The organism is Streptomyces sp. RP5T, from assembly GCF_003933965.1.
GTDB lineage: Bacteria > Actinomycetota > Actinomycetes > Streptomycetales > Streptomycetaceae > Streptomyces.
Map to the genome: position 1 here is coordinate 1 of NZ_RSAJ01000800.1, position 3116 is coordinate 3116.

A 3116-nucleotide genomic window follows, 5' to 3' on the forward strand; every position below is an offset into this window, starting at 1 on the left:
CTCGCCGCCGCCCTCGGCGGGGGAGGGGGCAGGGCAGTCCTTCCAGTTGAGTTTCTGGGCCGACAGGTCCTCGTTCCCGGAGTTGTCGCCGCAGCCCGCGAGCGCCGAGGCCAGCAGAAGGACGGTGGCGGCCAGGGCGGTGAAACGCGGTCGAGGGGGGTTCGGCATGAACCCATCCTGCGCGTCCTCGCACGGGGGCGCGCGGAGCACGAGCCGTACGAGGTACCTGTTACAGCCGGGACGGGAGGGACTACAGGGCGCCCTTTCGGGACAGCTGGTTGAAGGCCAGCCAGCCCGGCAGCACGGGCAGCCACAGCGTCAGCAGACGGAACAGCAGGACGGCCGGCGCGGCGACCTCCTTGGGGAGACCCACGGCGATGAGACCGACCGTCAAGGTGGCCTCCACGGCGCCCACGCCGCCCGGTGTCGGTGCCGCCGAACCGAGCGCGTTGCCGGCCAGGAAGACGACGGCGACGCTGGCGATGCTGATCGAGGTGCCCTGACTGCCGAAGGCGCGGATGGAGGCGTCCAGGCACATCACGAAGCAGGCGGTCAGCAGCAGCATGCCGCCGATGCCGGTGATCAGCTTCTGCGGCCGCTGGAGCACGTCCAGCATGCGCGGCACGACACCCGCGAACAGCGACCTCACGCGCGTGACGACGAACTTCCTGAGGAACGGCACCGAGGTGACCACCAGCACGAGCACCGCCACCGTCAGCAGACCCGCGATGACGGTTCGCGACGGCGACAGCGACGGTGTCTTCTCGGTCCCGGTCAGGTAGCCGAAGGACAACAGCATCAGGATGTGGCAGCCGAGCCCGAACAGCTGCGAGGCGCCGACACTGGCCACCGCGAGTCCCGGCCGCACTCCCTGGCGTTGCAGGAAGCGCGTGTTGAGCGCCACGCCGCCCACCGCGGCCGGGGCGACGATCTTCACGAACGAACCGGCGACCTGGGCCGCCACCGTCCGCAGGAACCCCACCCGCTCGGGCACGAAGCCCAGCAGCGCCATGGCGGCGGCGAAGTAGCTGCCCGCCGAGAACAGGACGGCGGCTGCGACCCAGCCCCACTCGGCGTTGGCGACGAGGGGCCCGAACTCGATGTGGGTGAGCTGCGTCAGCAGGAAGTACGCGCCGATGGCACCCGCGATGAAGCTGATCAGCGTGCGCGGCTTGACCCGCTCCAGACGGGCCGGTTCGACCGGCGCCTGCGGCCTGATCAGCAGCACCTGGTGGCGGATCTGCGTCAGCAGGTCCTCCTCGCGCGCCTCCTCGATGGCCTCGTCGATGGCCCGCTTCTCCGCCCGGGCCTCCGCCTTGACGGTCTTCTTGTCGGGCTTCTCGAGAACGGGCCTGGCTTCCTCGGGTGCCTCCTCCAGCCGGGCCTGCTTGGCCTGCTGGGACGCCTCCAGGACGGCCTCGCGCTCGCGCTGTGCGCGCTCGCGGGCCAGTCTGCGCAGGGTCGCGCGCGTGGAGCGCGTCAGCGCGATGGGCTGGAGCATCGGCAGACAGTCGGCCACGGCGTCGGGGCCGAGGACGCTGACCGCCGAGGCCACCGCGCGTTCCGCGCCCGCCAGCAGTCCCAGGGTCGTCACCAGTTGGGCGACGTCCATGCGCAGCAGCAGGGTGCTGGCAGCGATCTCACCACCGCGCAGGTCGGTGAGGATCACCGCGCCGGAACGATCCACCAAGATCGCGTCACCCGCGAGCCTGCGGTGCGCGATGCGCCGCGACTGCAGCGCCTGCACCTGGCGCCAGGTGTTGCGCAGCAGTTCGTCGGTGATCTCCTCCTCCGCCAGCGACTCGAGCGTGCGCCCGCCGGTGTGCTCGTAGACGAGCATCACCGCGTCGGGGCCGAGTTCGGAGGTGGCGATCAGCTTGGGCGCGTTGGCGCCGGCCGCGATCGCCGCGTAGGCGAGCAGCGCCTCCTGCTCCAGGGCCTGTCTGAGCGACTGGAGGCTGCTGCGGGTGGCGAAGCCGCGCAGGGTGAGGTTGCGCCACACACGGTAGAAGAAGCCCTGTGCCTGCTGTTCCCGGTCGACCACCGTCACGTCCAGCGGCGGGCCGTCCTCCAGGGTGACGAAGTAGCGCCGGCCGCGGTCGCCGCTCTCCGCGGTCTCCGAGGCGTCCTGGCGGGCCGCGCTGACCGGGCGGAAGCCGACGGTCCTGAGGCCCGCGATCAGCGTCTGCCCGGTGGGCCGGACATTGGGCGAGCCGACCGCGTAGAGCGTGCCGTAGGCGACCGTCCAGCCGATCAGCACCGTCAGGATGATCGAGAACGGTGTGGTGTAGCCGGTGACGAGCATCGAGAACGCGTCGAGCATCAGCACGATCCACAGCACCGCCCGCCAGCGCGGCCTGCGGGACATGCCGACGGCCGTCATATAGGCGATGACGGGCGCCAGATAGCCGTGCACCGGGTCGGTGAGGGCGTGGATGTCACCGGGGGAGGGCTGGGTGAGCGCCTCCTGGATCGAGTCGGGGGCACCCTTGGCGACCCACAGATCGGTGGCGAGCGTCACACCGTGGGCGAGGACCGCGGCGAGCACACCGTCGGCGATCCGCAGTCCGTCGCGCTTGATCAGCCGCTCGATCGCGAACGCCACGGGGACCAGGAGGATCGCGATGCTGGAGGCGAGACCGGCGATCTTGATGAGCAGATCGGGCGCCTGTCCGGTGCCCTTGTTGATGTCCTGTTCGAGGCCCGAGGTGGTCCCGTGCGCGAACGCGGCGATCGCGAGCAGCACCACCACGGCCAGCACGCCGACCAGCAGCCGCATCAGGTCCGAGGGCCGGTGCACGCGCGCGGGGAGCAGCGGTTCGTCGCTCTCGACCGCGTCGACGTGCGCTTCCTTGTCCTCGGCGGTGTCCGGGCGCGACGAAGCGTCAGAGGTGCCCTCGGCGTCCTCCGGGTGCACACCCTGTGGCTTCATCGTCTCTTCTTGATCTCGTATCACCAGTCACCGCCCGCACGATGGTGGCATGCCCCACCGACACCGGGGGGTGTCAGGGTGCACATGCGGGGGCGCACAGTCTGCCGCAAGCGCCGACGCCGGGCGAGGGATACGCACGGTCGCGAGCCCGTCACATTGTCGGTGGGGTGGGGCAGGATGGGGC

Annotated in this window: 1 protein-coding gene and 1 pseudogene; both read right to left on the reverse strand. The window is 70.9% G+C overall.

Features of this window, described 5'->3' with window-relative positions; translation table 11 throughout:
• A pseudogene (locus EHS43_RS48490) lies at positions 1-168 on the reverse strand (alpha/beta hydrolase); the annotation flags it as partial.
• Positions 169-250: 82 nt separating this feature from the next.
• Positions 251-2932: a flippase-like domain-containing protein gene (locus EHS43_RS41190; RefSeq protein WP_125195631.1), complete on the reverse strand. Its 2682-nt coding sequence runs from the start codon at positions 2930-2932 to the stop codon at positions 251-253.
• Positions 2933-3116 lie beyond the last annotated feature (184 nt).